At 72.2% G+C, this 25,464-nt stretch carries 16 protein-coding genes and 1 riboswitch; of the genes, 6 read left to right on the plus strand and 10 right to left on the minus strand.

What is annotated here, in order from left to right:
• The first annotated feature begins 16 nt into the window (after positions 1 to 16).
• Together WMF11_RS21570 and WMF11_RS21575 are read left to right on the plus strand one after the other, a co-directional pair.
• Positions 17 to 2,947, plus strand: a complete 2,931-nt coding sequence (locus WMF11_RS21570; RefSeq protein WP_437978740.1) for an ATP-binding protein — start codon at positions 17 to 19, stop codon at positions 2,945 to 2,947.
• The gene (locus WMF11_RS21575) at positions 2,944 to 3,333 is read left to right on the plus strand and encodes a response regulator (RefSeq protein WP_437554370.1); all 390 of its coding nucleotides are present in this window, start codon (positions 2,944 to 2,946) and stop codon (positions 3,331 to 3,333) included. The genes WMF11_RS21570 and WMF11_RS21575 overlap by 4 nt, the downstream gene beginning before the upstream one ends.
• Positions 3,334 to 3,396: 63 nt before the next feature.
• Here the strand turns inward: WMF11_RS21575 and WMF11_RS21580 are convergent, their stop codons facing one another.
• The 5 genes from WMF11_RS21580 to WMF11_RS21600 all read right to left on the minus strand — a co-directional run bounded on the left by WMF11_RS21580 (position 3,397) and on the right by WMF11_RS21600 (position 11,475).
• The gene (locus WMF11_RS21580) at positions 3,397 to 5,481 is read right to left on the minus strand and encodes a hypothetical protein (RefSeq protein ID WP_437978741.1); all 2,085 of its coding nucleotides are present in this window, start codon (positions 5,479 to 5,481) and stop codon (positions 3,397 to 3,399) included.
• A gap of 239 nt (positions 5,482 to 5,720) precedes the next feature.
• Positions 5,721 to 7,232: a metallophosphoesterase gene (locus WMF11_RS21585; RefSeq protein ID WP_437978742.1), complete on the minus strand. Its 1,512-nt coding sequence runs from the start codon at positions 7,230 to 7,232 to the stop codon at positions 5,721 to 5,723.
• Positions 7,233 to 7,418: 186 nt separating this feature from the next.
• The gene (locus tag WMF11_RS21590) at positions 7,419 to 8,867 is read right to left on the minus strand and encodes a serine hydrolase domain-containing protein (protein WP_437978743.1); all 1,449 of its coding nucleotides are present in this window, start codon (positions 8,865 to 8,867) and stop codon (positions 7,419 to 7,421) included.
• 227 nt (positions 8,868 to 9,094) lie between these two features.
• A complete protein-coding gene (locus WMF11_RS21595; protein WP_437978744.1) occupies positions 9,095 to 10,480 on the minus strand; it encodes a serine hydrolase domain-containing protein in 1,386 nt (461 codons plus the stop codon).
• A gap of 401 nt (positions 10,481 to 10,881) precedes the next feature.
• A complete protein-coding gene (locus WMF11_RS21600) occupies positions 10,882 to 11,475 on the minus strand; it encodes a Uma2 family endonuclease (RefSeq protein WP_437978745.1) in 594 nt (197 codons plus the stop codon).
• A 49-nt stretch (positions 11,476 to 11,524) separates the two neighbouring features.
• Between WMF11_RS21600 and WMF11_RS21605 the strand changes: the two genes are divergently transcribed.
• Positions 11,525 to 12,013 carry a type II toxin-antitoxin system RatA family toxin gene (locus tag WMF11_RS21605; protein ID WP_437978746.1) on the plus strand — a complete coding sequence of 163 codons (489 nt, stop codon included), beginning with the start codon at positions 11,525 to 11,527 and terminating at the stop codon, positions 12,011 to 12,013.
• Positions 12,014 to 12,073: 60 nt separating this feature from the next.
• Here WMF11_RS21605 and traA read toward each other — a convergent pair whose 3' ends face one another.
• Positions 12,074 to 13,390 carry an outer membrane exchange protein TraA family protein gene (gene traA, locus WMF11_RS21610; RefSeq protein ID WP_437978747.1) on the minus strand — a complete coding sequence of 439 codons (1,317 nt, stop codon included), beginning with the start codon at positions 13,388 to 13,390 and terminating at the stop codon, positions 12,074 to 12,076.
• A 193-nt stretch (positions 13,391 to 13,583) separates the two neighbouring features.
• Positions 13,584 to 16,487 (minus strand): helix-turn-helix domain-containing protein, encoded by a 2,904-nt coding sequence (locus WMF11_RS21615; protein ID WP_437978748.1) that lies wholly within the window; start codon positions 16,485 to 16,487, stop codon positions 13,584 to 13,586.
• Between the two features lie 123 nt (positions 16,488 to 16,610).
• Between WMF11_RS21615 and WMF11_RS21620 the strand changes: the two genes are divergently transcribed.
• Positions 16,611 to 17,186 (plus strand): prolyl hydroxylase family protein, encoded by a 576-nt coding sequence (locus tag WMF11_RS21620; RefSeq protein WP_437910396.1) that lies wholly within the window; start codon positions 16,611 to 16,613, stop codon positions 17,184 to 17,186.
• Between the two features lie 42 nt (positions 17,187 to 17,228).
• Here WMF11_RS21620 and WMF11_RS21625 read toward each other — a convergent pair whose 3' ends face one another.
• Positions 17,229 to 18,095: an NAD-dependent protein deacetylase gene (locus tag WMF11_RS21625; protein WP_437978749.1), complete on the minus strand. Its 867-nt coding sequence runs from the start codon at positions 18,093 to 18,095 to the stop codon at positions 17,229 to 17,231.
• Between the two features lie 127 nt (positions 18,096 to 18,222).
• A riboswitch (cobalamin riboswitch) is annotated at positions 18,223 to 18,430 on the plus strand.
• Positions 18,431 to 18,682: 252 nt separating this feature from the next.
• Here WMF11_RS21625 and WMF11_RS21630 point away from each other — a divergent pair.
• Positions 18,683 to 21,145, plus strand: a complete 2,463-nt coding sequence (locus WMF11_RS21630) for a ribonucleoside-diphosphate reductase subunit alpha (RefSeq protein ID WP_437978750.1) — start codon at positions 18,683 to 18,685, stop codon at positions 21,143 to 21,145.
• A gap of 59 nt (positions 21,146 to 21,204) precedes the next feature.
• A complete protein-coding gene (locus tag WMF11_RS21635) occupies positions 21,205 to 22,161 on the plus strand; it encodes a ribonucleotide-diphosphate reductase subunit beta (protein WP_437555444.1) in 957 nt (318 codons plus the stop codon).
• A 34-nt stretch (positions 22,162 to 22,195) separates the two neighbouring features.
• On the opposite strand, the gene WMF11_RS21640 is transcribed toward WMF11_RS21635, so the two are convergent.
• Both WMF11_RS21640 and WMF11_RS21645 read right to left on the minus strand, forming a co-directional pair.
• Positions 22,196 to 23,428 (minus strand): hypothetical protein, encoded by a 1,233-nt coding sequence (locus tag WMF11_RS21640; RefSeq protein ID WP_437978751.1) that lies wholly within the window; start codon positions 23,426 to 23,428, stop codon positions 22,196 to 22,198.
• Complete coding sequence (locus tag WMF11_RS21645) at positions 23,422 to 25,416, minus strand: TonB-dependent receptor (RefSeq protein ID WP_437978752.1); 1,995 nt, start codon at positions 25,414 to 25,416, stop codon at positions 23,422 to 23,424. Before WMF11_RS21645 ends, WMF11_RS21640 begins: the two co-directional genes overlap by 7 nt.
• Between the last annotated feature and the right edge of the window lie 48 nt (positions 25,417 to 25,464).

The following is a 25,464-nucleotide window of genomic DNA, read 5'->3' on the forward strand; positions in this document are numbered from 1 at the left end:
GGCCGGTTTTCTGGCGGTGTGGAGCTTCAACGTCCCTGGCGCCGGCCTTATGTTGGTTGCCCCACAAACCATGTCGTACCGTTGCCGCCAACCCGCCGAGGTCGGCCATCTCGACCCCCCCCGAACGCGCGCCGCCCGTGGACCGAGCTCCCGGGCCCCGACGCCGGTGGATGCCCAGGCGCGGCTGCGCACGGTGCTCACCCATGCGCCGCTCGCGCTCTTCTCCTTCGACGAGCGCGGGATCATCACCCTCTTCGAGGGGCGCGGGCTCGAGGCCCTGGGGCTGAAGCCTGGCGAGCGCGTGGGCCGCTCGGTGTTCCACGTGTTCGCCGCCTACCCGTGCGTCACCGAGAACGCGCGCCATGCCCTCGAGGGACGAGCGGTGACGACCGTCGGGCAGATGCCGGAAGGCTGGCTGGAGGCTCGCTACATCCCGCTGCGGGACCCGGCCGGCAAGGTCACTGGCGCCCTCGCCACGTGCATCGATATCACCGCACGACAGCGGGCGCTGGACGCGCTCGACCAGCAACAAGCGGTGCTGAAATACGTCATCGCCAATGTCCCGCACGCGATCTTCTGGAAAGATCGCCAGGGCCGGTTTCTCGGAGGAAACCAGAACTTCCTCAACGACACCCACACAAGGGTCCTGGAGAACCTGCTGGGCAAGACCGATTTCGACGTCTGGGGCACGGGGGAGGACGCGGCCGCTTTCGTGAAGATCGACCGCGAGGTCATGGAGCGGGGCGTCCCGATGCTCGACATCGAGGAGCCCCTGCTCCGCCCGGACGGCCAGCGGCGGGTCCTGCTCACCAGCAAGGTGCCCATCCGCGACGAGAGCGGCGAGGTGACGGGGCTGCTCGGGATCTACGCCGACATCACCGAGCGCAAGCAGATGGAGCTCGACCTGCACAAGGCCAAGGAGGCCGCGGACGCCGCTGCCCGCGCCAAGGGAGAGTTCCTCACGATGATGAGCCACGAGCTGCGGACGCCGCTGTCGCTGATCCTCGGGCCGCTCGAGTCGCTGCTGTCGAGCCCGGACGAGCCGCTGTCGCCGAAGGTGCGGACGCACCTGGAGCGCATTCAGCGCAGCGGGCGGCGGCTGCACCGGCTTGTCGACGACGTGCTCGACTACCAGAAGATCGAGGCCGGCAAGATGCTGCTCGACTGGGAGGCGGTCGACGTGACGACGCTCGTCGCCGACCTGGTGGAAGAAGCGCGGCCAGCGGCGGAGCGGGGCCTCCTGCAGCTCGCGCTAGAGGTCGACCCCGCGCTGGGCACGGTCCCCCTCGATCGGCGTAAATTCGAGAAGATCGCGCTCAACCTGCTGGGCAACGCGCTCAAGTTCACCCCGCCGGGCGGTCGGGTCACGGTCGGGTTGCGGCCGCGCGACGGCGTAGTCGAGCTCTGCGTCGAGGACACCGGTCCGGGCATCCCGTCGGACAAGATGCACCTCTTGTTCCAGAGGTTTCAGCAGATCGACGCGTCGATGACGCGCAAGCACGAGGGGACCGGGATCGGGCTGTCGCTGGTCAAAGAGCTCACGGAGCTGATGGGCGGCACCCTCGGCGTGGAGAGCGAGCCCGGAGTTGGCTCTCGCTTCTTCGTGCGCCTGCCGCGCGCTGCGGGCCCTCGGATCGCGCCGCCGCCCCCCGGCTCGCCGGCGCGGACGAGCGCGAATGGAGCGCCTGCCAGCGCGGGCGATTTCGAACAGCCCGAGCTGCGCGCCATGGGCGCGAGCGGCGCCGGGGTGCGGCGGACCGAGCCCGCGCCGCGCCTGCTCGTGGTGGAAGACAACCCGGACATGCGGTCCTACATCGAGGACATCTTGCTGGCCGAGTACGAGATCGCGCTGGCGACCAACGGCCGCGAGGCGCTCGAAGCGGTCAAGGCGAGCCGGCCCGACGTCATCGTATCGGACGTGATGATGCCGGAAATGGACGGCTTCGAGCTGGTCCGGCGGCTCAAGCGGGAGCCCGGCCTCCGCTCTATCCCGATCATCCTCCTGACGGCCAAGGCGAGCCGCGCCGAAACGGTGGGGGGGCTGGAGGTCGGCGCCGATGACTACCTGGTCAAGCCGTTCGATCCGCTGGAGCTCAAGGCGCGGGTCCGCGCGGCCGAGCGCCTGCACCGCGCCTACCAGGAGCTCGAGGCGAAGAACATCGAGCTCGCGACGGCCCTGAAGAGGCTCTCGGAGACGCAGGAAGAGCTCGTCCAGGCCGGCAAGATGGCGGCGATCGGGACCCTGGTCGCGGGGCTGTCGCACGAGCTGAACAACCCGGTCGCCATCATCCTGATGAACGCCCAGCTCGTCCTCAAGCGGCAGCGCGACGGCCATGGGATGCCCGATGAGCGCCTGCTGCTCAAGGTCCTGCGCACCATCGAGCAGCAGGCCCACCGCTGCTCCGACCTCACGCGAGCGCTGCTCGATTACTCGCGCGGCAAGACGATCGGCCGGGAGACGTGCGACATGTCCACCGCGCTCCGCCGCGCGTACGAGCTCTCCACGCCGCGGGCGCGCGGGCGCGCCGTCCACCTCAAGGTGAACAGCTCCACCGCGGCGCCGCTGCCCACCGTGCTCGTGAATCCGGCGCAGCTGGACTCCGCCTTGCTCAACGTGATCGGCAATGCGATCGACGCGACCCCGCGCGGCGGCACCGTCGAGGTCGAGGCTCACCCCCTCCGCCACAGGGACATCGAGGGCGTGCAGATCGAGGTGCACGACACCGGCTCTGGTATCCGCCCCGAACACCTGGACCGCCTCTTCGAGCCCTTCTTCACCACCAAGCCGCCGGGAAAGGGGACCGGCCTCGGGCTCTCGCTGACGCATCGGTTCATCCAGGAAAACGGCGGCGACATCCGCGTCGAGAGCGAGCTCGGCGCGGGGACGACGATCCGCATGTGGCTGCCCGCATCTCACGTGCAAGGCCGCGACGGGGACACGCCGTGAACAACCAGCTGAGCGAGCCCCAGGGCAACAGGCCGCGGGTCCTGGTGATCGACGATGAGCCAGACATCCGAGAGACGCTGGATACGTTCCTGTCCTTCGAAGGGTACGAGGTCGCCACCGCAGCGACCGGCGAAGCGGCGGTCGAGCAGGTCCAGGGCGAGCCGTTCGATCTGGTGATCACCGACCTGCGGATGCCAGGCATGGGCGGCGATGAGACCCTGGCCGCCCTGAAGCGGCTCCACCCGAACCTGCCGGTCATCGTGGTGACGGCGCACGCTTCCGACACGGCCGCCGCGCGCTGCATGAAGGAGGGAGCGCTCTGGATCGTCCGCAAGCCCGTCGATCTCGACGATCTGCTGCGGCTGGTCAGGGCTGCGGTCCGCTGAGCGCGCGGCAGGCAGCGCGCGGCTCGGCATGGATGCCAGCGCGCAGCCCAGGGGGACGACCCGCTACAGCTCGATCGCGTAGACGACGCTGCCGAGCGGCATGCGCTGCATGCGCTCCTCGATCACGCCGCGGAGCGCCTTCCAGGCGCCGGCCTTCTCGACGTACGTCTCGCGGAGGCGCAGCGCGCCGGCCTTGTCGCCGCGCGCCTTGATCCCGAGCACCGTCCTCGCGAGCGCCTCCGCCGCGGCGGGCATCTTGTCCGACTGGATCGAGAAGCACCCCTTGTCCGCGCCGTTCGCCGCGGTCTCGCCGCGGTAGAAGCCGATCGCTCCTGCGTCGAGCAGGCTGCCGAGCTGGATCGCGGCGAGCTGGCCGTAAGGACGCGCCTCGCCGCCCGCTGTGTACATGCCCTGCCCCGCCTGCCCCAGCGCCCAGATCACGTCCCTCACCTCGGACATGCGGGCGAGCGCCGGGTCGAGGACGCCCTTCTGCGCGAGCCAGCCGGTGAAGAAGAGCGCGCCGGTCTGGGCCTTGAGCTCCTCGAGCATCACGGCGAGCGGCCCGCCGAAGAGCTCGTCGTCGGTCTTGCCCTGCACCTTGTAGCCCTGCGCCGGGCCCAGGTTGTGGGCCGCCTCGTGCAGCACCGTCCCGAGCGCGGCCACGGGGCGCTCGAGGGAGACGCTCTCCATCGTGGTCTTGCAGAGGAGCGACGCGGCGGCCTCCCGGAGCGCGGCGCGGCTGTCGTCGTCCTGGAGGAGGTTCACCATGACCACGGTGCGGCCGCGGCCTTCGGTCGCGACAGGTCCCCAGTTCGGCAGGCTCTGCCCCGACGTCCCGCCGGTCGCGGCGCGCGACTCGCCGGCGTTCAGGAGGACGTCGATGAAATCGGGCAGGTGGAAAGCGACCTTGCGCGCCCTGTACGGCGCGCCCGCGAGGCCCGCGAAGGCCGTCTCCATGTCGGACTTCACCGGATCGAGCTTCTTCTGCCAGGTCAGCGACTCCTGGTTGATCCGCGCGAAGCTCACGTGGAAGCCCGCCTTGCGGCTGCACGGCTCCCAGTAGGTCTCGTCCGGCCCCACGCGCAGGTACCACGCCGAGTTCTCGGCGTTCATCTTCGCCCAGGGCTCGTCCGCGGCCTCCCAGCGGTTGTCGAGGAACGCCTGCGACGCCGCGAGCAGGTAGGCCTTGAAGGCGGCCTCGCTCGGGCTCTGGATCGCCTCGGCCGCCGCCTTGAGCTCCCGGCTCACCGCCTCCATCTCGGGCTTGTAGGCCTCGCTGTAAGGCACGGCCTTGAGGGCGCCGCGCTCCTCGACCACCACGGTGAAGGGAGAGAGGAGCGCCTTCTGATCCGGGCGCGCCTCGAGCGCGGCGCAGAACTTCTTGTCCTGCTGGAGGCGCGCCGGATAGACGCCCGTGACGCGGGGCGGCCTGCTCGGCAGCGCGCTGCAGCTCGGATCGTCGCGCGTCCTGGGTTGCTGGCACCAGGGCCCCTGGTTGCGCCAGAACAACGCCCGGCTGGCGGGGTCGTCGGCCGGGATCTTGTCGGCCATGCCGGCGGAGCCGAGCTGCTTCGCGTGGATCTGCTCGATGAGCTCGGCCACCTTGAGCAGGTGGCCGACGATGGCGCGATCCTCGGCCGGCGCGCCGCGGAAGTCGGACCGGAGGAGCGAGGGGCGGCCGGCCGCGAGCTCCGCGAGGACGGCATCGCGGCGGCGCACCTCGGCCTCGTCGAGGCCAGCGCGCAGGTGGCCCTCGGCCTTGACCTTGGTCATCGCGGCATACGCCGACGTGAACGCCGGGGTGAAGGCCCCGGAGGCGACCCAGGCCGGCGCCGGGGTGTGGCGCCAGAGGGCGGAGACCTCGTCGGGGTCGACGGCGCCCGAGCCGTTGCGATCGGCGATCCAGAACAGCGGGAGATCGAGCTCCACGGCGATGCGGTTGAGCTCGATCCGGGGGATCTGATCGAAGCGCGGGGCCTGGGGCGCGGCCTGGGTGGGCGTGGGCGCAGGGGGAGCGACCGGCGGCGGCTCGGGCGGCAGAGGCGGGTGCGGAGCCGAGCAGGCGGCGCCCGCGGCGAGGGCGGCGCCCGCGGCGAGGGCGGCGAGCGGGGCGCGGCGGGACGGCGGGATCGGAAGGGAGATCTTCATGGCTGGAGCTCCGAGGGGCCCTTGACCTGCGATGCGCGCGGGGCGGCCGGGAGGCCAGCGAGAGCGAGGAGGCGCGCCGCGAGAGCGCCCGGCACCCTGGTCGCGCCGCGAGAACGCCTCCCCGCGCGATCGGCCGCCGGACTGCCAGACGCGCAGGAGCGTAGATCAAGGACGCCCGGAGAGGGGGTGTTTCTACGCGCGGGCAGGAAGGAGCGTTGTCCGGCGGCGCGGGAGCGGCCTCATGAGGAGGGACGGACGCCCGCCGCCCTGGGCAGCCGCTGCCCGAAGACGCCTGCCAGGAGCTCCCCTGCCCCGTAGTAACAGAGATAGCCGGCCAGCACGAACTTGAGAGGCACCGCCGACGCGGGCAAGAGCAGCAGGACGAGGCCGGCGAGCGTCGAGCCAGCGCCCACGACGAAGAGCCACTTCGACTCCACCATTCCCTTGAGCACGATCGACGCCGCGACGCGCAGCGCGCCGGAGATGAACGCAAAGAACCCCACGAGGACCACGAACATCTCGACCACGTAACCGCGACGAAGCACGACGAGGCCCAGAAGGAGGCTCGCCACGCCGCGCACGCGGGAGAGGAGGCGTCGGATGGGCGGCTCCCGCAACGCGCCGACGAGCGACAGGGCGCCATCGACGAGCGCGTAGGCAGCGAAGGCCAGGACGAGCAGGCGCCACCCCGCGGAGGAACCCTGACCGACGGAGATCGTCAGCGCGCCGGCGCCCACCGAGAGCGCGAGGGCGCCTTGCGCGATGAGGATCCACCGGGAGCGCTCCGGGCGCGTCGGCTTCGGGAAGATCGTCCTCGCGGCGGAGAGGGCCGCGGCGACCGGGCTCTTCGTCGCCGGACGTGCGCGATCGGGCTTCGCGTCCGGGAGCACGAGGGGCATCCCGCGCTCGACGGCGCGACCGTCTTTCCACTCCAGATAGCGGACATGTCCGTCCGGAGAGATGCGAAGGAACGAGTTGAGAGGCCCAGCCCATGAACCGCTGTTGAAATACCAGTCACCGATGGAGCCTGCCTTGTGGGTGTGCCCGAGGACAGCCACGTCGTAGGCGCCCGTGTCGAGCTCCGCGCGGACCCCGACCACGTGCTCGCCGAGCCGGTCCGGGTTCTGCGCCGGCGTCAATGCCCCGGGGGGGGACGGGTCCCCCTCGGTCGCGCGCTGGCTCATCGTCGCCAGGGTGCGTTTCCAGATCGTCAGTATCGAGTCGCCGAACTGCTCGAGGACGTCCTCCACGCTCTCGCCGCCCTTGAGGAGAGGAGAGCCGTTCTCGTCCTCGGCGACGCCGGCCAGGATGGAGAACATGCGGCCGAAGCCAGGCTCGTCCCCGGCGTTGAATGGATCGGTCTCGTGCCCATGGCAGAAGCGGAACCGCTTGCCGCCGAGCGCTCGGGTGAACGGCACGCGCATGCACGCGAAGAAGGGGTGCTTGAGGAGGTCGGTGTCGATGAAGTGCACGAGATCGACGTCATGGTTGCCGGGCACGTAGACGAGCCTCAGCGCGGCGAGCTGGTCGAGGAGCGCCCGCCGCTTCACGAACAGGAGGCTGAGGTTCATCTGCCAGAGCTCGAAGAGGTCGCCGAGGATGAAGAGCTCGCCTCCTTCGCTGCCCACGTGGTCGAGGAATGCACGCAGCTGCGACGTCTTCTTGCCTGCCTCGAAGTTGTCGCGCGCGCCGCCGTCACCGATGTGCAGATCGCTGATGACGAAGATATCCCTGGCTGCGACATCCAGCATTGCCCTGCTCCAGGGTCGAGCGATCCCGCCATGAGAGGCGGCCGCGTCCCCCACCCCGCGTGCGTCGCAAGCCGCGTGCCGCGACGGTTCGCAGGCGGGCGAGCGCCGGTCGAGCGGACGGCTCAGCCGGCAGCGACTCGCCCGCCGGCTCGCCGCCGCTCGGCGTGCGCGAGCGCCCCCGGGCGGTCACTCGCAGAGGGCGGTATCGACGAGGTCGAGGACGTCCATGTACGCCTGCTCGGCGCCCTCTTCGCAGAACACGAAGTACGGGAGAACGGTGATCGCCACGGTGACGACGCGGCCGTCCTCGGTGACGCCGCCGCGGGTGTGGTAGCCCGGGATGTCGCCGCCGTGGCCCCAGACGAGGCCGCCGCAGCTCAGCGGGGTGCTGATCACGCCGAGCCCGTACCGGGCGCCGGGCCACATGGCGGGGGCGTCGACCGTGGTGCGGAGCGCCTCTAGCTGCGCGGGCTCGACGAGCTCGCCGCCGAAGAGGGCGGTGTAGAAGCGGTTGAGGTCGCTCGGGGTCGCGATCACCTGGCCGGCGGCCCATCCCCATCCCGGGTCGAGCTCGGTGATGTCTTGCAGCGGCTCGCCGGGCACGTCCGTGTGATAGCCCTTTGGATGGCACCCGCGGATGCCCTGCTCGCCGACGCCGGGGAGGTAGGTGTGGCGCAGCCCGATGCGCTCGATGATCCGGCGCGTGATCTCCTCGTTCAGAGGGCGGCCGGTGACCTTCTCGATGATCATGCCGGCGAGGACGTAGTTGGTGTTGCTGTATGCCCATTCGCTGCCGGGGGCCTTCCCCGGCTGCGCCAGCGCCATGTCGAGCAGCGCGTGGGGATCGAGGTAGGTGTGCTGGAGCTTGAAGACGCCCTCGGCCAGGAGCACATCATCGTAGTCGGGCAGCCCGCTCGTGTGCTGCAGCAGCTGACGCACGGTGATCTCGCGGCCGTCGATGCCGTCGCCGCGCACGAGGTCCGGCAGGTAGGTCTCGATCGGCGCGTCGAGGTCGACATCGCCCTCGCCGACGAGCTGCAGGACGACCACGGCGGTGAAGGTCTTGCTGCTGCTGCCGATGCGCAGTTGCCCGTCGACAGGCACCTTCGCCTCGGTCTCCAGATCGCCGACACCTGAGGTGTAGTGACGGGTCTGCCCGTCGCGATCTCCGACGGCGACCAGGACGGCGGGGAACTTGAGGTCGCCCACCAGATGATCGGCGCCTTGCTGCACCGGATCGTCGGGATCGGTGTTGGCGCCGCTCGTGGAACCATCGGTGCACTCGCCCGACGGATCGCCTCCGCCGCCGCTGCCCGAATCCTCGCCGCCGCTGCCGGCGTGCTGGCCCCCGCTGCCGGCGTCCTGGCCGCCGCTGCCGGCGTCCTGACCCCCGCTGCCGGTGTCCTGACCCCCGCTGCCGGTGTCCTGACCGCCGCTGCCGGCGTCTCCGCCCACGCCGGCACCGCCGCCCGTGTTCTCCGGCATCCCACCGGCGTCGGAGCAGCCCGCGAGCAGGGCTGAGGACCCGAGCAGCGCCGAGACGAGGACCATCGAGAAGACGTTTCGCAAGCTCATCGCTGCTGCGCTGGCAGCCCGGGTTCTCGGAGAAGTGAAATGACGGTGCAGAGATCTCATGATCGGCTCCTGGTCGCGTGCGGGCGCGCTCGGTTCACCGCCGCGAGCCGGCGGCTTGCGCCGCCGGGCATCGCCGCGTTCATCGGAGAGCGCCGCTCTTTTTCGTAACGCTGTTCCCGGACTCGTGAGGTTCGTTCATGCCTCCTGCGAGTCTGTCGCAAGAACTCATCCTCCGGATCGTGCCGACGCGGCGGTCGTGACCACCGGCGCGGGGGCGCGCCCGGGGCTCACTCGCACAGCGCAGCGTCGGCGAGCGCGAGGACGTTGGCGTACGCGGCGTAGGCCTCCTCGCGGGTGTGGACGCTCGGCACGGCCGAGGGCAGCGCCGTGACGGCGACGGTGACGGCGCGGCCGTCCTCGGTGACGCCGCCGCTGGTCTCGTAGCCGAAGATGTCGCCGCCGTGACCCCAGAGGACGCCGCCGCAGCGCAGCGGGCTGCTGCTCAGGCCGAGCCCGTACCGGTAGCCGGGCCACATGCTGGAAGCGTCGACGGTCGCGCGCATCTCCTCGAGCTGCGCCGCGTCGAGGAGCTCGCCGCCGAGCAGGGCCGAGAAGAAGCGGTTCACGTCGCTCGGCGTGGAGACGATGTTTCCGGCGGCCCCCGCCTGGGACGGGTCGAGCTCCGTGACGTCGCGCAGCGGCTCACCGAGCGCCGCGTGATAGCCCTTCGGGTGGCACCCCCGGATGCCCTGCTCGCCGACGTCGGGGATATAGGTGCTGCGCAGCCCGATGCGATCGATGACCCGCCGGGTGATCTCCTCGGCCAGAGGGCGGCCGGTGACCTTCTCGACGATCAAGCCGGCGACGATGTAGTTGGTGTTGCTGTACGCCCATTCGGCGCCAGCGGCCTTCCCCGGCTGCGTCAGCGCCAGGTCGAGCAGGGCGCGGGGCTGGAAGTAGGTGTGCAGGACCTCGAAGACGTCGTCGCCCAGGGCCAGCCCGACGTAATCGGGCAGGCCGCTCGTGTGCTGCAGCAGCTGACGCACCGTGATCTCGCGGCCGTCGATGCCATCGCCACGGACGAGATCCGGCAGGTACGTCTCGATCGGCGCGTCGAGGTCGACCTTGCCCTCGCCGACGAGCTGCAGGACGACCACCGCGGTGAAGGGCTTGCTGTTGCTGCCGATGCGCACCTGCCCGTCGACAGGCACGCTCGCGCCGGTCTCCAGGTCGCCGACGCCGGCGGTGTAGTGGCGGGTCTGCCCGTCGCGATCAAGGACCGCGACCAGGACGGCGGGGAACTCGTCGTCGCGCACCAGACGGTCGGCGCCCTGCTGCACGACGTCGTCGGGATCGGTGTTGGCGTGGAGCGTGGGATCGCCGGCGCACTCACCTGACGGGTTTCCTCCGCCTCCGTCTCCACCGCTGCCGGCGTCTTCGCCGCCACCGCCGCTCTCGTCTCCACCCGCACCGCCGGCGCCACCGCCGCCCGCGCCGCTCGCGGCGTCCGGCGTCGCCGGCGCCCCGCTGCCGTCGGAGCAGCCCGCGAGCAGGGCTGAAGACCCGAGCAGCGCCGAGACAAGGACCGTCGAGAGCGCGCTTCGCAGGCGCATGGATGCTGCGCGGGCGATCGACGTTGTCGGGGAAGCGAAGCGATGGTGTGGAAAGTTCACGATGGGCTCCTGGTCGTGTGCCGGCTCCCTCGAATCACCGTCGCGGACCGGCGGCTCACGCCCCCGGGCATCGCCACGTTGATCGAAGAGCGCCGCTCGATTTCGGAGCTCTGTTCCCGGCCTCGTGAGGTTCGTTCACGTCCGGAGACGAAATTTCTCTTCAGGATGCCGTCGATGGCGGGTGATGGACGTTGGAACGCCCTCCGCGCCATGGCGCATCACCGCGGCAGGTTCCCCATCGACCTCGCCGCAGCGCAAGGACTTCGGCCGCGCGGCGCGGCAGGCCGCGCGCCGCTTACGGCGACGACGCGCGAGCCCCCTCGGGGTTGAGGGTGTCGAGCAACCACTCGCTCAAGCCGATCATCCAGCCGATGCAGCGAGGCTCATCACGAATACTGGAGTCACCCCTCTGCCTTCGTCGCGACCTCGGCGAACGGGTCTCGGTAAACCTCATCGACCGACAGAGCGCACCCGATCGCCTCGAGGTGCACGCCCTCTCCAGCGCGGGCCTCCCGGAGGGTCCACGAGTCGTCCTCGTTGCGGTGAAACACCTCGATGCGCTGCTCGTGCTGCGAGACGAGCACGTACTCCCGGAGCGAGGGGATCCGCCGGTAGTGCGCGAACTTCTGCCCACGGTCGTAGGCCTCCGAGCTCTCGGAGAGGACCTCGACCAGGACGATCGGGTTGAGCGCCGCGTCGTTGTCTGCGAGATCGCGCTCGAGCCTCCCGCAGACGACGCTGACGTCAGGGTACGTGGCGAGCCCGGTCGCCTGCACGCGGACGCGCAGATCGGCGGAGTAGACCGCGCAGGGCCGCCCGCGGAGCTGCGCCCGGAGCTCGGCACCGACGCTCAGGCACAGGCGCGCGTGCTCCGGCGTCCCGCCGGTCATCGCGAAGATCTCGCCGTTCAGGAACTCGTGCCTCGTCGGGCTCGCCCGCTCCTGCTCGAGATACTCGGCGCATGTCCAGACGATCCTGCGCGCCGCCTCGTTCATGGTCCCGCAGTATGCCACGCCAGCGCGTCGCGCCCCTATCCTCAGCGCCATGCCCACGATCCAGAGCACCGCCGAGATCGACGCCGCCTCCGACGAGCTCTTCGCGCTGTCCCAGGACTACGCTCTCCGGCTCGAGTGGGATCCGTTCCTCCGCGAGATGCGCTACCGCGACGGCGCGACCGAGCCCGCCGTCGGCGTGCGGGTGTGGGTGCGGGCGAAGAACGGGCTGTCCATGGAGGCCCGTTACATCACCCTGAACCCGCCGGAGCAGGTGGCCATCATCATGGTCGAGGGGCCACGGATCTTCCGCCAGTTCTCGGGCGCATGGCTCTTCAAGGCGCTGTCGCCGCAGCGGACCCGCGTCACGTTCCGCTACAACTTCACCGCGCGCCCGCAGGCCCTCGCCCCGGTGCTGGAGCCGATGATGGCGGCCGTGCTGAGGCGCGACATCGAGCAGCGCCTCGCCGGGCTCAAGCAGAGCGCCGAGACGACGGACATCCTGCTGCGGCTGCCGAGGCGCGGCCCGGCAGCCGTCTGACGCGCGGCGAGGCCGCGCCGCAGGAAGCTCAGCGCGAGCCGCGCTCCGTGGTGGACCCGCTCACCGTGAGGCCGCGCGCGTCCGGCGACGAGCGCCCGCGAGCGCGAGCCCGAGCCCCGCGAGCGCGAAGGCGAGCCCGCCGCCCTGCCGCCCCTCACCGCCGACCCGGCACCCGCAGCCACCGTCGTCGCCCTCCGCGTCTGGCCCGGACGCCGCGCCACCGCCGCCCGCGTCCGCGCCGCCCCCACCCGCGCCGCCCTCACCCGCGCCGGTTCCGCTGGCGCCCGCGTCGGGGCCGGGCGGCACCGCGCAGGCGTGCGCCTCGAGGTCGCAGGCCTCGCCGTCATCGCAGTCCGCATCGCTCACGCACGCGACGCACGCCGGCGTCCCCTCCACGAGGGCGCAGCGCGGCGCCTGCGCGCTGCACGGGTTGCACGAAGGCCCGCAGAAAGCGTCGACGACGCACGGCGCACACAGCGCGGCGTCGTTGCAGTAGGAGCCCGCCTCGCAGCCGGTGTTTTCGCTCTGGCCGACGAGCTCGCGGCCGCACTGCGCACAGGCGTCCTCGTCCGGCGCGGAGGCGTCGCCCGCCACGCTCCGATGGAACGCCGCCGGCTCGAGGAGCGTGAAGCCGGACCCGGCGAGGTTCGGGCTGCCGACCTGGCCGGCATTGAGCTGAAAATCCTGGAACTCGCCTACCAGAACCGACACCTCGAGCTCTGAATGCTCGACGATCGCGGCATAGAGGATCTCGACGGGGTACAGGCCCTCCTCGGCGAACGTGACGGTATTCGTCATTCGCCAGCTGGGTGCGCCGAGCGCGGGTGGCTGCACCAGCACCGGATAGGCGGCCTGCGCCGAGTCGTAGATCACGAGGGCCACGGCGTCGTCGGCGTAAATGCCAAAGTGGACAGGCTGCTCGACGTAGTCGGACGGCACGGCCAGGTACCCGCGCAGGCGCATGCCGAACGCCACGTCGGGCTCGTTCGCGTCGAAGTCGCACCCTCCTGCCGGGCAGTCGGAGACAGCGTCCAGAAAATCGCCGAAGCTCGCCCCGCTCCCGGCGTCGTACTTGTTCGAGAGATCGAGCGGTGTGCGCACCACGGAGCTCACGAGTTCTTCCTGCCCCGCGTCGAAGAACGTGCTCATCTTCTCGATGAAGTCCGCGCTGTCGCCCGTTGAAACCCAGAAGTCGACATCTGGCTCGGACGATAACCTTTGCGCGCCGCACAGGCCCGTTCCTCCCTCGGCGGGGAGCGGAGCCACAGGACCGCCTTCGATGATCACTGGCTCGGCGTTCGCGGACACCGGTGCTCCCAGCGCCGTGGAGAGGGCGAGCACGAAAGAGATCGTCAGCTTGGGACGTCGGTGGAACATGGTTGCTCCTGGCAAGGAAAACCGCGCAACTACGCGGCCGCTCGCATGCGACCCGCGGCGGACGTCACGTCACGTTATCCCGCGCTCGTAACGCGGAGCCCGGAAATCCCCCTCACGGCACGATCCCGACGGCGAGCAGCGGAGTGTCCGCCCTCGCCGTTCCACTCGCCGGCGCGCGCCGCACGCCCGGCCCTCATCCGCCCAGCCGCGCGAGCGCCTCCCGCGACGCTCCGGCGCCGGGGTGGCGCAGGCGCGCCCGCAGCGCCGCCGCCTCGGCGAGCAGCTCCCGCCCTCGCGCGCGCTCCTCGCCGCGCGCCGCCGCCGCGCGCGCCACGCCCGCCCAGTGCAGCGCGTCCGCCCTCGCCCACGCGTCCTCACCCGCCCACGCCACCGACGAGTCGGCGAGCGCCGTCGCGGACGCCGCCGCGCCCGCGCCGCGCGCCAGCGCGCACCGCGCGGCCACGACCGCGAGCCGGGCGCGGAACGGGCCGAACCCGCACGCCTCCGCGACATGCAGCCCCTCCAGCGCCTGCCGCGCGCCGTCGTCGAGCCGGCCAGCGGCGAGCGCGATGCGCGCCGCGAGCTCGTGGCACCGCAGCGCGACCTCCACCTCGCCCGTCGCGGCAGCCCAGCGGCGCGCCTCGACGAGGTGCGCCTCGGCCGTCGTGACGTCGCCGTCGCCGCCCTCGCCGCCGTCCAGCAGCGCGAGGCCGAGCAGCGTGTGGCCGTGCGCGACGTGCCCCTCCCATCCCCGCCGCCTGCACTCGGCGATGTTCCGCTCCGTGGCCTCGCGCGCCTCGCCGCGGCGCCCGAGCGCGAGCGCGTGCTCCGCCTCCCAGAGCGCGCGGCGCGCCACCGGCGCGTCGCCCAGCGCCCGCAGGCGCGCGAAGCGCTCGCCCGCCGCGTCGACCTCGCCGAGGTCGTGCAGCACCGCGGCGAGCAGCGCCAGCGCGCGCACGGCGTGGACCTGGTCCACGTGGGCCGCGGCGCGACGGGCGCTCCCCGCGGCGCCGCCGGCGATCTCGGCCGACCGCTCGAGCAGGCGGCGCGCGCCGGTCAGGTCGCCCCGCAGCCGCTCCGTGTACGCGAGCGTGCGCAGGCCGGTCGCGATCGGGGCCGGGTCGGCGAGCGCCCCGGCGATCTCGTTGTGCGCCTCGTAGCAGGCGCAGGCGAACGCGAGATCCCCGAGCGCGCCCGCGTAGAGCCCCGCGTCGTACGCGAGCGACGCGCGCACCCGCGCGGGCAGCGAGGCCGGCATGCCGCGGGGGTCGTCGCCGCCGGCGAACGCGCGCAGGATGCGGGCGCCGCGGGCCATGTCGCCGAGCTTGAGCCCGAGGTGCGCGAAGCCGCCGAGGGCGAGCGCGTAGATGTCGTACGCCTCGCCCGCGCGCCCGGCGCCGAGCAGCTCGGTGAGGATGGCCTCGTACGCGTCGACGGCCTCGCGTTCCCGCGGCGCCCGGCGCGGCGCCTCGTCGAGGCGCGGCGGCGCGGCGCTCCCCGCGGCGTGGACGCGCTCCGGTGGCACGCCGAGCAGCGACTTGAAGTGCTGCCGCACGAAGGGGTGCGTCGAGTAGCAGCGCTCGCCCGGGCGCGCCGCGAACACGAGCCCCAGCCGCTCGAGCCGGGCGAGCCCGCGCGCGAGCTCCGCGGCGCCCCACCCCGCCATGGCGCCCGCGATCTCGCCGCCGGCCCGGATCAGCTGGAGCAGCGCCTCCTCGCCCGCGCCGCCGGGGAACACCGAGAGGCGCGCGAGCAGGTCCCGCTCGCCCGGCGGCAGCGCGCGCGCGTAGGCCGACAGCACCGAGCTCAGGCGGCGGGCGAGGACGTCGTCCTGCTCGGCCTCGGCGAGGTGCGCCGCCTGCGCCGCGGAGAGCCGCCCCGCGTCGCCGCCGAGGAACGCGCCCACGTAGGAGCCGACGACGGCGACCGAGAGCGCGTGCCCTCCCGTCGTCTCGAACAGCGCCTCGAGGGCGCCGTCGTCGCCGCGGATGCCCCAGCGGCGCAGGAGCGACGCGGCGTCGCCCTCGCAGAGCGGCTCGGGCCGGATCGTCGCGAGCCCGCCCTCGGCCCAGGCGGACAGATCCGCGAGCGCGAAGCGCGACGTGACGAGCGCCCGCGCGCCGCCGAGCCCGGACGCGATCGCGCAGAGCAGCCGCCGGAGGAGCGCGTCGTGGAGCTCGCCGTGCGCGCGCCCTGCGCCCCCCTCGGCCTGCACGGTCTCGAGCCCGTCGAGCACGAGCAGGTGCGGCGGCCCCTGCCCCAGCGCCTCCTTCAGCCGCGCGAGCTGCTCTCCGGGCGCCGCCTGAGGCCGCGGCGCCGCCGGGCCCGAGGCGCCCGCGCCCGGCGCGAAGTAGGCCGCCGCCTGGTCGAGGAACGCCTCGGTCCTGGGGTCGTCGTAAAAGCTCCAGACGAGCACCCCACCGGGCCGCGGGGCGTCGCCGAGCCCCTGGAGGAAGCGCTCGGCGATCGCGGTCTTGCCCGCCCCGCCGACGCCGAGGAGCGCGATCACCCGGGGGGACGGCGGCGAGCCGTCGGCCCACGCGGCGAGCCGATCGACGATGTCGGCGCGCCCGACGAAGTGCCGCGCTCGCTGGAGCGTGTGCGCGTGCAGCGGGCGCCACGCCGGGGCGGCTCCCTGCGGCGGCGCGGGCGCGCCGGCGGGCGCCTTCTCGCCTGCCTCCTCGTCGGGCGCCCTCCCCGCCCCCGCGAGCGCCCTCTCCTCCCCCGCGAGCGCCTCCCCCGCCTCGTCGGGCGCCTCCACGGCCTGGCTCGCCGCACCCGCTCCCTCTGCGGCGCGATCCGCCGGCGCGGCATCGGCCTCGGCCTCGACGACGAGCAGCTCCGCCTCGGCGAGGCCGAGCTCGGCGCCGAGCCGCTCGATGATGCGCCGCCGGGACGGGCTCCGGACCGAGAAGCCGAGCCGCGGATCGTTGACGGCGCCCGACTCGTAGCGGCGGTAGGTCCGCACGTCGACGCCGATCGACGCGGCGACCTGCTCCTGCGTCAGGTCGAGATCGAGCCGCGCCCGCTGGAGGAGCGTGTGGTTGAAGCGGACCGCGGGCTCCGCGCTGCGGCCCGCCCTGGAGACCCGTGCCATCGGTGCGAGCGCTCGATCATCGGCGATGCGGCGCTCTCCTGTCCACCGCGCTGCCCGGTCCTGCCCGGTCCTGCCCGGGTCCCGCCCTTCCGGATCCGGGCCGCCCGGACCCACGCTTCACGCATGAGCACCCTGCACGCCGAACGGACCGCCCAGTGCACCGACTACACCGACGATCTCCGCATCTTCACGGTGACGAACGTCCTGTCGCCCGAGGAGTGCGAGGGCTTCATCGCGCTCGCCGAGGCGCGAGGCTTCGAGCAGGCGCCGATCGGGGGCGGCGAGGTGATCAACCTCGAGGTGCGCAGGAACGGCCGCGTCATGATCGACGATCCGGGCCTCGCCGCGAACCTCTGGGAGCGGCTCGCGCCCTGGATGCCGCCGAGCTTCGGCCTCCACCGCGCCGTCGGGCTGAACGAGCGCTTCCGCTACTATCGCTACACCGAGGGCGAATATTTCAACTGGCACGGCGACGGGTCGTTCGTGCGATCCGACGGCGAGCGGAGCCTGTTCACCGCGATGGTCTACCTGAACGACGACTTCGAGGGCGGCACGACCGATTTCTGGGGCGGCCGCAGCATCGCCCCGCGGCGCGGGATGGCGCTCCTGTTCGAGCACCGCCGGCTCCACCGCGGCGCCGCCGTGACACGGGGGAGCAAGTACGTCCTCCGCAGCGACGTGATGTACCGGCGCGGGTGATGCCAGCGCCGCGCGTGCGCCGGCGCCGAGCGCCTCGACGCCTCAGCGCGGCGCCGCGGTCGCGCCGGCGCCGAGCGCCTCGGCGAGGCGCGGCAGCACCTCGCCGGCGCGGGCCTCGATCTTCAGCGCGCCGAGCTCCTCGCCGCGCGCGGAGCCGAGGTTGATCATGGCGATCGGGATGCCTCGCTGCGCGGCGCGCAGCACGAAGCGGTAGCCCGAGAAGACCGCCAGCGACGAGCCGATGACGAGGAGCGCGTCCGCCGCGTCCACGAGCGCGAACGCCGCGTCGACGATCGGCCGGGCCACGTTCTCGCCGAAGAAGACGACGCGCGGCTTGAGCGGCCCCTCGCAGCGGAGGCACGGCGGCGCACGGAAGCCCGCCACGTGCTCGGCGGGCAGGTCGGCGTCGCCGTCGGGGGCGACGTCGGCCGCGAGGCGCAGCCAGCCGGGGTTCTGGGCGAGGAGCCGCTCCTGGAGGGCGGCGCGCCGCTCCATCGCGCCGCACGCGAGGCAGGCGACCTCGGAGAGCGTCCCGTGCAGCTCGATGACGCGGCGGCTGCCCGCGGCCTGGTGGAGCCCGTCGACGTTCTGCGTGATGAGGCCATCGAGCTGCCCCGCCTGCTCCAGCCGCGCGAGGGCGCGGTGAGCGGGGTTCGGCTCGGCCCTGGAGAACCGCTCCCAGCCGATCACGGCGCGCGCCCAGTAGCGCTGCCGGATCTCGGCCGAGCGGCAAAATTCCCGCCCCTGGATCGGGTTCCGCGCGCGGCGCCGCGTCTCGGGCCCTCGATAATCGGGGATGCCGGACTCGGTGCTGCACCCCGCGCCCGTCAGCGCCACGATCCGCTTGCCGCGCAGGAGCGCGATGAGGTCGTCGAGCGGATCGGCCGGACGCGCTTCGCTGAGCGGCATAGGCCCGGGTTGTGGCCCGCCACGGCGGGCACCGCCAGGCCAGCGTGTGTCGACCGCGTAACCACGCAAGCAACCGAGCAACGGAGCTCCCCCACAACATCTCGCTTGACCGGCTCACTGCACCACCATATGTAGTGCCCGTGTTGGTGCCTCGGGCTTCGGCCCGGGGCTCAAAAGGGAACCCGGTGTGAATCCGGGGCTGCCCCGCAGCGGTAAGCGAGAACGATCTCCACGACGAGCACTGGCCCCCGGGCTGGGAAGCGGTGGACCGTAGGAATCCGGCGAGAGCCGGAGCGCTCGTGAGCCCGAAGACCTGCCAACATCCTGCGCTGGGGAGACATCCGGCGCCGGTTTGACCTGGAAGCCTCGAGGGAGGCGGGTAGGTCCGAGCTGGCGCAGACTCTCGCGCTTGTCCCGGTTCCGACCCCCTCCCGCGCTGTCTTCCTTTCGCCCGCGGGGGCGAGCGGTCGGTCCGAGGGCTCCTCCAAAGAGCCTGGCGCACCCGTGCGCATCGGCTGGCCTCTTCGCTCTCGCGGCATCGACGCGAGCGGTCCGGGACCGCTCGGAACGAGCACGAGGAGGATGCCATGCTGAACGAACCGTTGATGAAGAGCAACGGCGCGGCGCCGTTGCGCGCGCTCCACGCACGCCACGCACCCCACGCACCTGATGCGCCCGCCATGACGAGCGCCGGCGCGGAGGAGGCGCCCCCGCACACGACGATGCGGGTGAAGAAGAGGAACGGGTCGAGCGAGCCCGTGGACGTCAACAAGATCGTCCGGGCGGTGAGCCGCTCTTGCGCGGCCCTGTCCGACGTGGACGCGCTCCGCGTCGCGACGAAGACCATCAGCGGCCTCTACGACGGCGCGACGACGCGCGAGCTCGATCAGCTCTCCATCCAGACGGCGGCGTCGCTCATCGCGGATGAACCCCAGTACGCGAAGCTCGCGGCGCGCCTGCTCGCCACGTACATCGACAAGGAAGTCCGCAATCAGGAGATCCACGCCTTCTCGCAGTCCATCGCCGTGGGGCGGCGGCTGGGCCTCATCAACGATCGGCTCCACGGCTTCGTGGCGCAGAACGCCCGCAAGCTGAACGACGCCATCGAGCCGAGGCGCGATCACGAGCTCGAGTACTTCGGCCTGCGGACCCTCTACGACCGCTACCTGCTGAAGCACCCCGAGACGCGCCTCGTCATCGAGACGCCGCAGCAGTTCTTCCTGCGCATCGCGTGCGCGCTCTCCGAGACGGCGGCGCAGGCGATCGAGCTCTACCGGCTCTTCTCGTCGCTCGATTACCTGCCGAGCTCACCGACGATGTTCAACTCCGGGACGAGCCACGAGCAGCTCTCGAGCTGCTTTCTGCTCGACTCGCCGGACGATCACCTCGAGACCATCTACCAGCGCTACACCGACGTCGCGATGCTCTCGAAGTTCTCGGGCGGCATCGGGCTCGCCTACCACCGGGTGCGCTCGCGCGGCTCGCTCATCGAGAGCACCAACGGGCACTCCAGCGGGATCGTGCCGTGGCTCAAGACGCTCGACGCGTCCGTCGCGGCCGTGAACCAGGGCGGCAAGCGCAAGGGCGCCTGCTGCGTCTACCTCGAGCCGTGGCACGCCGACGTCGAGGAGTTCCTCTCGCTGCGCGACAACACGGGCGACGAGGCCGCGCGCACGCACAACCTGAACCTCGCGAGCTGGGTCCCGGACCTCTTCATGAAGCGGGTCGAGGCCGACGGCGAATGGAGCCTGTTCGACCCGAAGGACGTGCGCGATCTCCCCGATCTCTACGGTGAGGAGTTCGATCGTCGGTACGTCGAGGCCGAGCGGGCAGGCCTCGCCAAGAAGACGATGAAGGCCCGCGAGCTCTACGCGCGGATGATGCGCACGCTCGCGCAGACAGGCAACGGCTGGATGACGTTCAAGGACAAGTCGAACCGCGCCTGCAACCAGACGGCGCTGCCGGGCCGGGTAGTCCACCTCTCGAACCTCTGCACCGAGATCCTGGAGGTGACCTCGAACGAGGAGTCGGCCGTCTGCAACCTGGGCTCGATCAACCTCGCTCGCCACACGGTCACGCTGGCGGACGGCGCGATCGCGTTCGACTTCGAGAAGCTCGCGCGCACGGTGCGGACCGCGGTCCGCCAGCTCGACCGCGTCATCGACCTCAACTACTACCCCATCCCCTCGACGAGGCGATCGAACCTCCGCTGGCGGCCCGTCGGGCTCGGGCTCATGGGCCTGCAGGACGTGTTCTTCCAGATGCGCCTGCCCTTCGACGCCCCGGCGGCGCGGGAGCTCTCCAGGCGGATCTCGGAGGAGGTGTATTACCACGCGCTCTCGACGTCCGCGGACCTCGCGGCGGAGAAGGGGCCGCATCCGGCGTTCGACGAGACGCGCGCCGCGCGCGGAGAGCTCCAGTTCGACGCGTGGGGCGCCGTCCCGGAGGACGCGGCGCGCTGGGAGGGGCTCCGCGCGCGCGTCCAGGCCGAGGGGCTCAGGAACTCGCTGCTCGTCGCCATCGCGCCGACGGCCACCATCGCGTCGATCGCGGGCTGCTACGAGTGCATCGAGCCGCAGGTGTCCAACCTCTTCAAGCGCGAGACGCTCTCGGGGGACTTCCTGCAGATGAACCGCTACCTCGTCGCGGAGCTCAAGCGGCTCGGCGCCTGGAACGACGCGGTGCGCGCCCGGCTCAAGCTCGCGGAGGGCTCGGTCCAGGGCATGGACGAGCTGCCCGAGCAGCTCCGCGCCGTGTACCGGACGGCGTGGGAGATCCCGATGCGCTCGCTCATCGACATGGCCGCGGATCGCGGGGCCTTCATCGATCAGAGCCAGTCGCTGAACCTCTTCATCGAGAACCCCACCATCGGTCAGCTCTCGAGCATGTACTTCCACGCATGGAAGAAGGGGCTCAAGACGACGTACTACCTGCGATCGCGCCCCGCGACGCGCATCACCAAGGCGACCGTGGAGGCGGCGCCGGCGAAGGCGGCCGCGGACGTGGCGTGCGCGCTCGAGAACCCCGAGGCGTGCGAGGCCTGCCAGTGAGCCGCGTCAGCCGCCCCGCGCGCCTCCTCGATCCGGGCCAGTGCCTCACCCTGCGCCCGATGGCCTATCCGGCCTTCTTCGAGATGTACCGCTCCGCCATCAAGAACACGTGGACCGTGGAGGAGGTCGACTTCTCCACGGACGTGGGCGACCTGCGGAAGATGACCGACGCGGAGCGGCACCTCGTGCAGCGCCTCGTCGCGTTCTTCGCCACGGGGGACTCCATCGTGGCGAACAACCTCGTGCTCAACCTGTACAGGCACATCAACGCCCCGGAGGCGCGGATGTACCTGTCACGGCAGCTCTACGAAGAGGCGCTCCACGTCCAGTTCTATCTGACGCTCCTCGACACGTACATCCCCGATCCCGAGGACCGTCACCGCGCCTTCGCGGCCGTCGAGAACATCCCCTCGATCCGCCAGAAGGCCGATTTCTGCATGCGGTGGCTCGATTCCGTCGAGTCGCTCGGGCGGCTGGAGTCGCGCGCCGAGCGGCGGCGGTTCCTCCTGAACCTCATCTGCTTCGCCGCGTGCGTCGAGGGGCTCTTCTTCTTCGGCGCGTTCGCGTACGTGTACTTCCTGCGCTCGCGCGGCCTGCTCCACGGGCTCGCCGCGGGGACGAGCTGGGTCTTCCGCGACGAGAGCGCGCACATGCGCTTCGCCTTCGAGGTCGTGAGCACGGCGCGGCGCGAGGAGCCCGAGCTCTTCGACGCCGGCCTCTCGCGGTCGATCCTCGACATGATGGATGAGGCGATCGCCTGCGAGGCCCGGTTCGCAGAGGATCTCCTCGGCGCCGGCGTGGCGGGCATGTCGGCGCGCGACGTGCGCAGCTACCTGGAGTTCTGCGCCGACCAGCGGCTCGCCACGCTCGGCATGCCGAAGCGCTACGGGGCGAAGAACCCGTTCTCGTTCATGGACCTGCAAGACGTCCAGGAGGTCACGAACTTCTTCGAGCGCCGCGTCTCCGCGTACCAGGTCGGCGTCTCCGGGGAGGTCGTCCTCGACGCCGCGTTCTGACGCCGATCAACCGACGCACCGCCCGCGGGGCCGATCAGAGCCCGCCGATCCCTCGCGGCGGGAGCCCGATCTCGGTGTCGACGGTCGCGTCCTCCAGCGGCTCGAGCGCGCCGTTCGCCGCCACCTTCCAGCGGCGGAGCTTGCTCCTCTCCGCGTCGCTCAGCAGGCAGACATCGCCGCAGCCGGGCGAGCAGTGGACGCCGCCGAAGGCGTAGGGCTGGGTCGCCTGGGCGAGCGTCGTGACCTCGCCCGTGGTGATGCTCACGGAGAAGGCGCGGTCCCCGGCGGACGCGCTGCCCGCGTAGGCCGCCCCGAGGAGCACGTCCTCGGAGGCGAACGCGAGCGTGGGCTGGACCGCTGCGCCGAGCGCCCTGGCCACGCCGAGCCGCTTGATCTCCTCCGGGGGCGAGGTGCGAGCGTCGTAGATCACGACGTCGCTCGTCGCCGGATCGTACTCCATCGCCTCGGCGTCGAAGCGGCTCGAGCAGGCGACCGCCAGCCGCTCTCCCGAGGGCGACACGGCGAGACGCCCGCAGCCGTAGAGCCCCTGCACGTCGACCGTCCATGTGACAGCGCCCTGCTCCGGCGAGACGCCCACGAAGCGCCCTTCGCCCACGGTCGAGAGGTCCGCGGCGAGCCGGCCGAGGGCCACGACAACGTCGTCACCGACGCGCGCCATCCCCGACGGGCGCGGCAGGAGCCCCTCTTCCTCCTCCGGCAGGGCGATGCGCCCGACGATGGAGTACTCCTTCGTGTCGACGATCAGGAGATCGCCGCCCTCGTCGAACGGCTCCACGCCCGGGCTCGGGTTGCTCCCGTAGCGCGACACGAGCGCGCGGTCCGCCCCCACCTCGATGTAGTCCTGAGGGTTCGACTCGAACCCCTGCCCGACCGGGAGCTGCGCGAGGACCCCGGCGGTCTCGAGATCCATCCAGGTGATCACGTTCGTGCCGAACCGATCGAGCAGGACCACGCGGCCGGACGGCGGCGCCGCCCTCGGGACGTCGACGTCGCCGGACAGCGCGAGGCTGAGCCCCGGCTTCGCCGCGCCGCTCGACACGAAGGAGGGCGACAGGGTGGTCCCGTCGAGCTCCGACACAGCGATGTTCGTCGACTGGTAGTCGCTCGTCACGATGACCACGCCGCTCTCACACGCGTCGCCGTCGCCGCCGCCGTGGACGCCGCCCGTCGACGGCGGCGGCGAATCCACGTTGCACCCGAGGATCGGGATCGAGATCGCGAACGCAAACAGACTGATCTTCACCATGTTGACTCCAGTGTGAAAAACACGCTCCGCCCCGGGAGCGGAAACCCGACGACATCCGTGCGCCGCGCGTCCAGGAGGTCCGCGACGCGACCTCTCACCGCGAGGTGCCCGCCGAGCCACCTCGCCTCCGCGTCGAGGTCGAGGGTCGCTTGCTCCGCGATCACGCCGAGCCCGGCGGGATCGGCGTACCGGCTCGACTGGTACACGGCCCGGATCTCGCCCGACGCGCCCGAGAACACGGCGCCGCCCGGGCGCTTCCACTCGGCGTGCAGGCGCGGCGCGACGACGAGGCGCGAGCGGAACGGGAGGAGGTCGTTCCTGGTCGTCCGCCCCGGCGTCGTGTCCCGCGGATCGAGCAGCGTCGCCGCGATCTCGGCGCGGAGGAACGGGGTCACCTCGACCCCGGCCAGCAGCTCCGCGCCCACGACGCGGGCGCGGCCGACGTTGTACGGGCTCACGTAGCCCTGACCGGACTTCTCGTACGCGACGAGCCCGGAGACCGCGCTCCCGAACGCGAACACGTCGAGGAAGGCGCCGCGCAGCACGGCGCCGCGCCCCGTCTGCGCCCGGATCCCGGCCTCGATCGTGGCGCCCGACTCCGGCTCGAGCTCCGCGTTGCCGTGGACGACGCCGGAGACGCCGTACACCTCGCCGAGCGTCGGGACGCGGACGTAGCGGCCCACGGTCGCGAGGAGCCGGAGCCTGTCGCTCCCCGCCTCGACGCCGACCCGCCCGGTCGGGACGAGCACGTCGCACGGGCGCTCGCGGTCGGCCCCTGTGGCGTGGCACTCCCCGCTCGCGAGGGCGTGCAGCGCGAGCCCCTCGCCGAGGCGCGCCTCCGCGCTGACGGCGCCGCGCGCGAGCGAGCGCCGCGCCCGGGCGAGCGGGACGTCGTCCGGCGCGCGTGAGATGCCCTCGCGCGCGACCGAGAGCACGGGCCGCACCCGGAGCCGGTCGGCGAAGGAGAGCGTCGCCCCGAGCGTCTGCTCCAGGCGGCGGCCGGCGAGGCGGAGCTCAGGCGTCTGCAGCGCGAGCTCGAAGAGCGGGTCGTGGACCTCCGACCGCGCCTCGATGAACGAGGTGCGCGCCTCGAGCGTGTGCTGCGCCTCTCCGCCGAAAGGCACGCGCGCCGCGACGGACGCCAGCACGCGCCGCGACTCCCCCCGCGCCTCGCGGGACGGCAGGAGCGCGAGCCTCGGCACGCCCTGCTCGCGGCCTGTGCCGTTCGCGATCACGTCGACGATCGCGCCGCCGCCGAGCTCGACGCGCGCGAGCGCCCACGCGTCGATCGTGCGCACGTCGGCGTTCTGCCGGCGCTCCACGGTGTCGTCGCTCTCGTCGAAGAGCGTCCCGCCATCGTTGACGAACGTGTAGCGGTTCTCCGCGGCCTCGGCGCTCACCCCGACGATCGCGCTCACCGGGCCCGCGCTGGCGCCGGCGAACGCCCACCCGCGCCGCGCGCCGAGCGAGCCCGCCATGACGCCTGCGCCGCCCGTCGTCCGGGAAGGCCGCCGCGGCTCGAAGAAGATCGCGCCGCCGGGGCCGAGGCGGTCGGCCTCGATGGGGGCGTGGCCGCGGTAGATCTCGATGCGCTCGATGAGCCAGAGGGGCACGAGGGAGAGATCCGCCGTCCCCACGACGTCGTCGTTCAGGCGGACGCCGGCGAGGTACACCGGCGTCTGCGTGGCGGTCGCTCCCCGGAGGGCCGCTGTCGCCGGCCCGCCGAAGCCGCCCGACTCGATGATGAGGACGCCCGGCTGCGTGCGGAGCACGTCCGCCGCCCCGAGCCCCGCGCCGGTGAGGCGCTCGCGGCCCAGCACCGACCCCGCGACGGACCTGTCCTTGGGCGGCGCGGGCGCGCGCAGGCGATCCCCCTCGACGTGCACCTCCAGCGGGTCTGTCCCCGGTCGAGCAGCAGCGGGATCATCCCCCGGCGCGCCCGCAGGCCGGCGCGGATCCTCGGCGCGGGCGGCAGGCGAGGCTGCCACTGCGCTGCAGGCGGCGAGCGCGAGCCAGCACGCCACGCCGGCGCTCCG

The sequence above is a fragment of the Sorangium sp. So ce295 genome (genome assembly GCF_051527405.1).
GTDB lineage: Bacteria > Myxococcota_A > Polyangia > Polyangiales > Polyangiaceae > Sorangium > Sorangium cellulosum_B.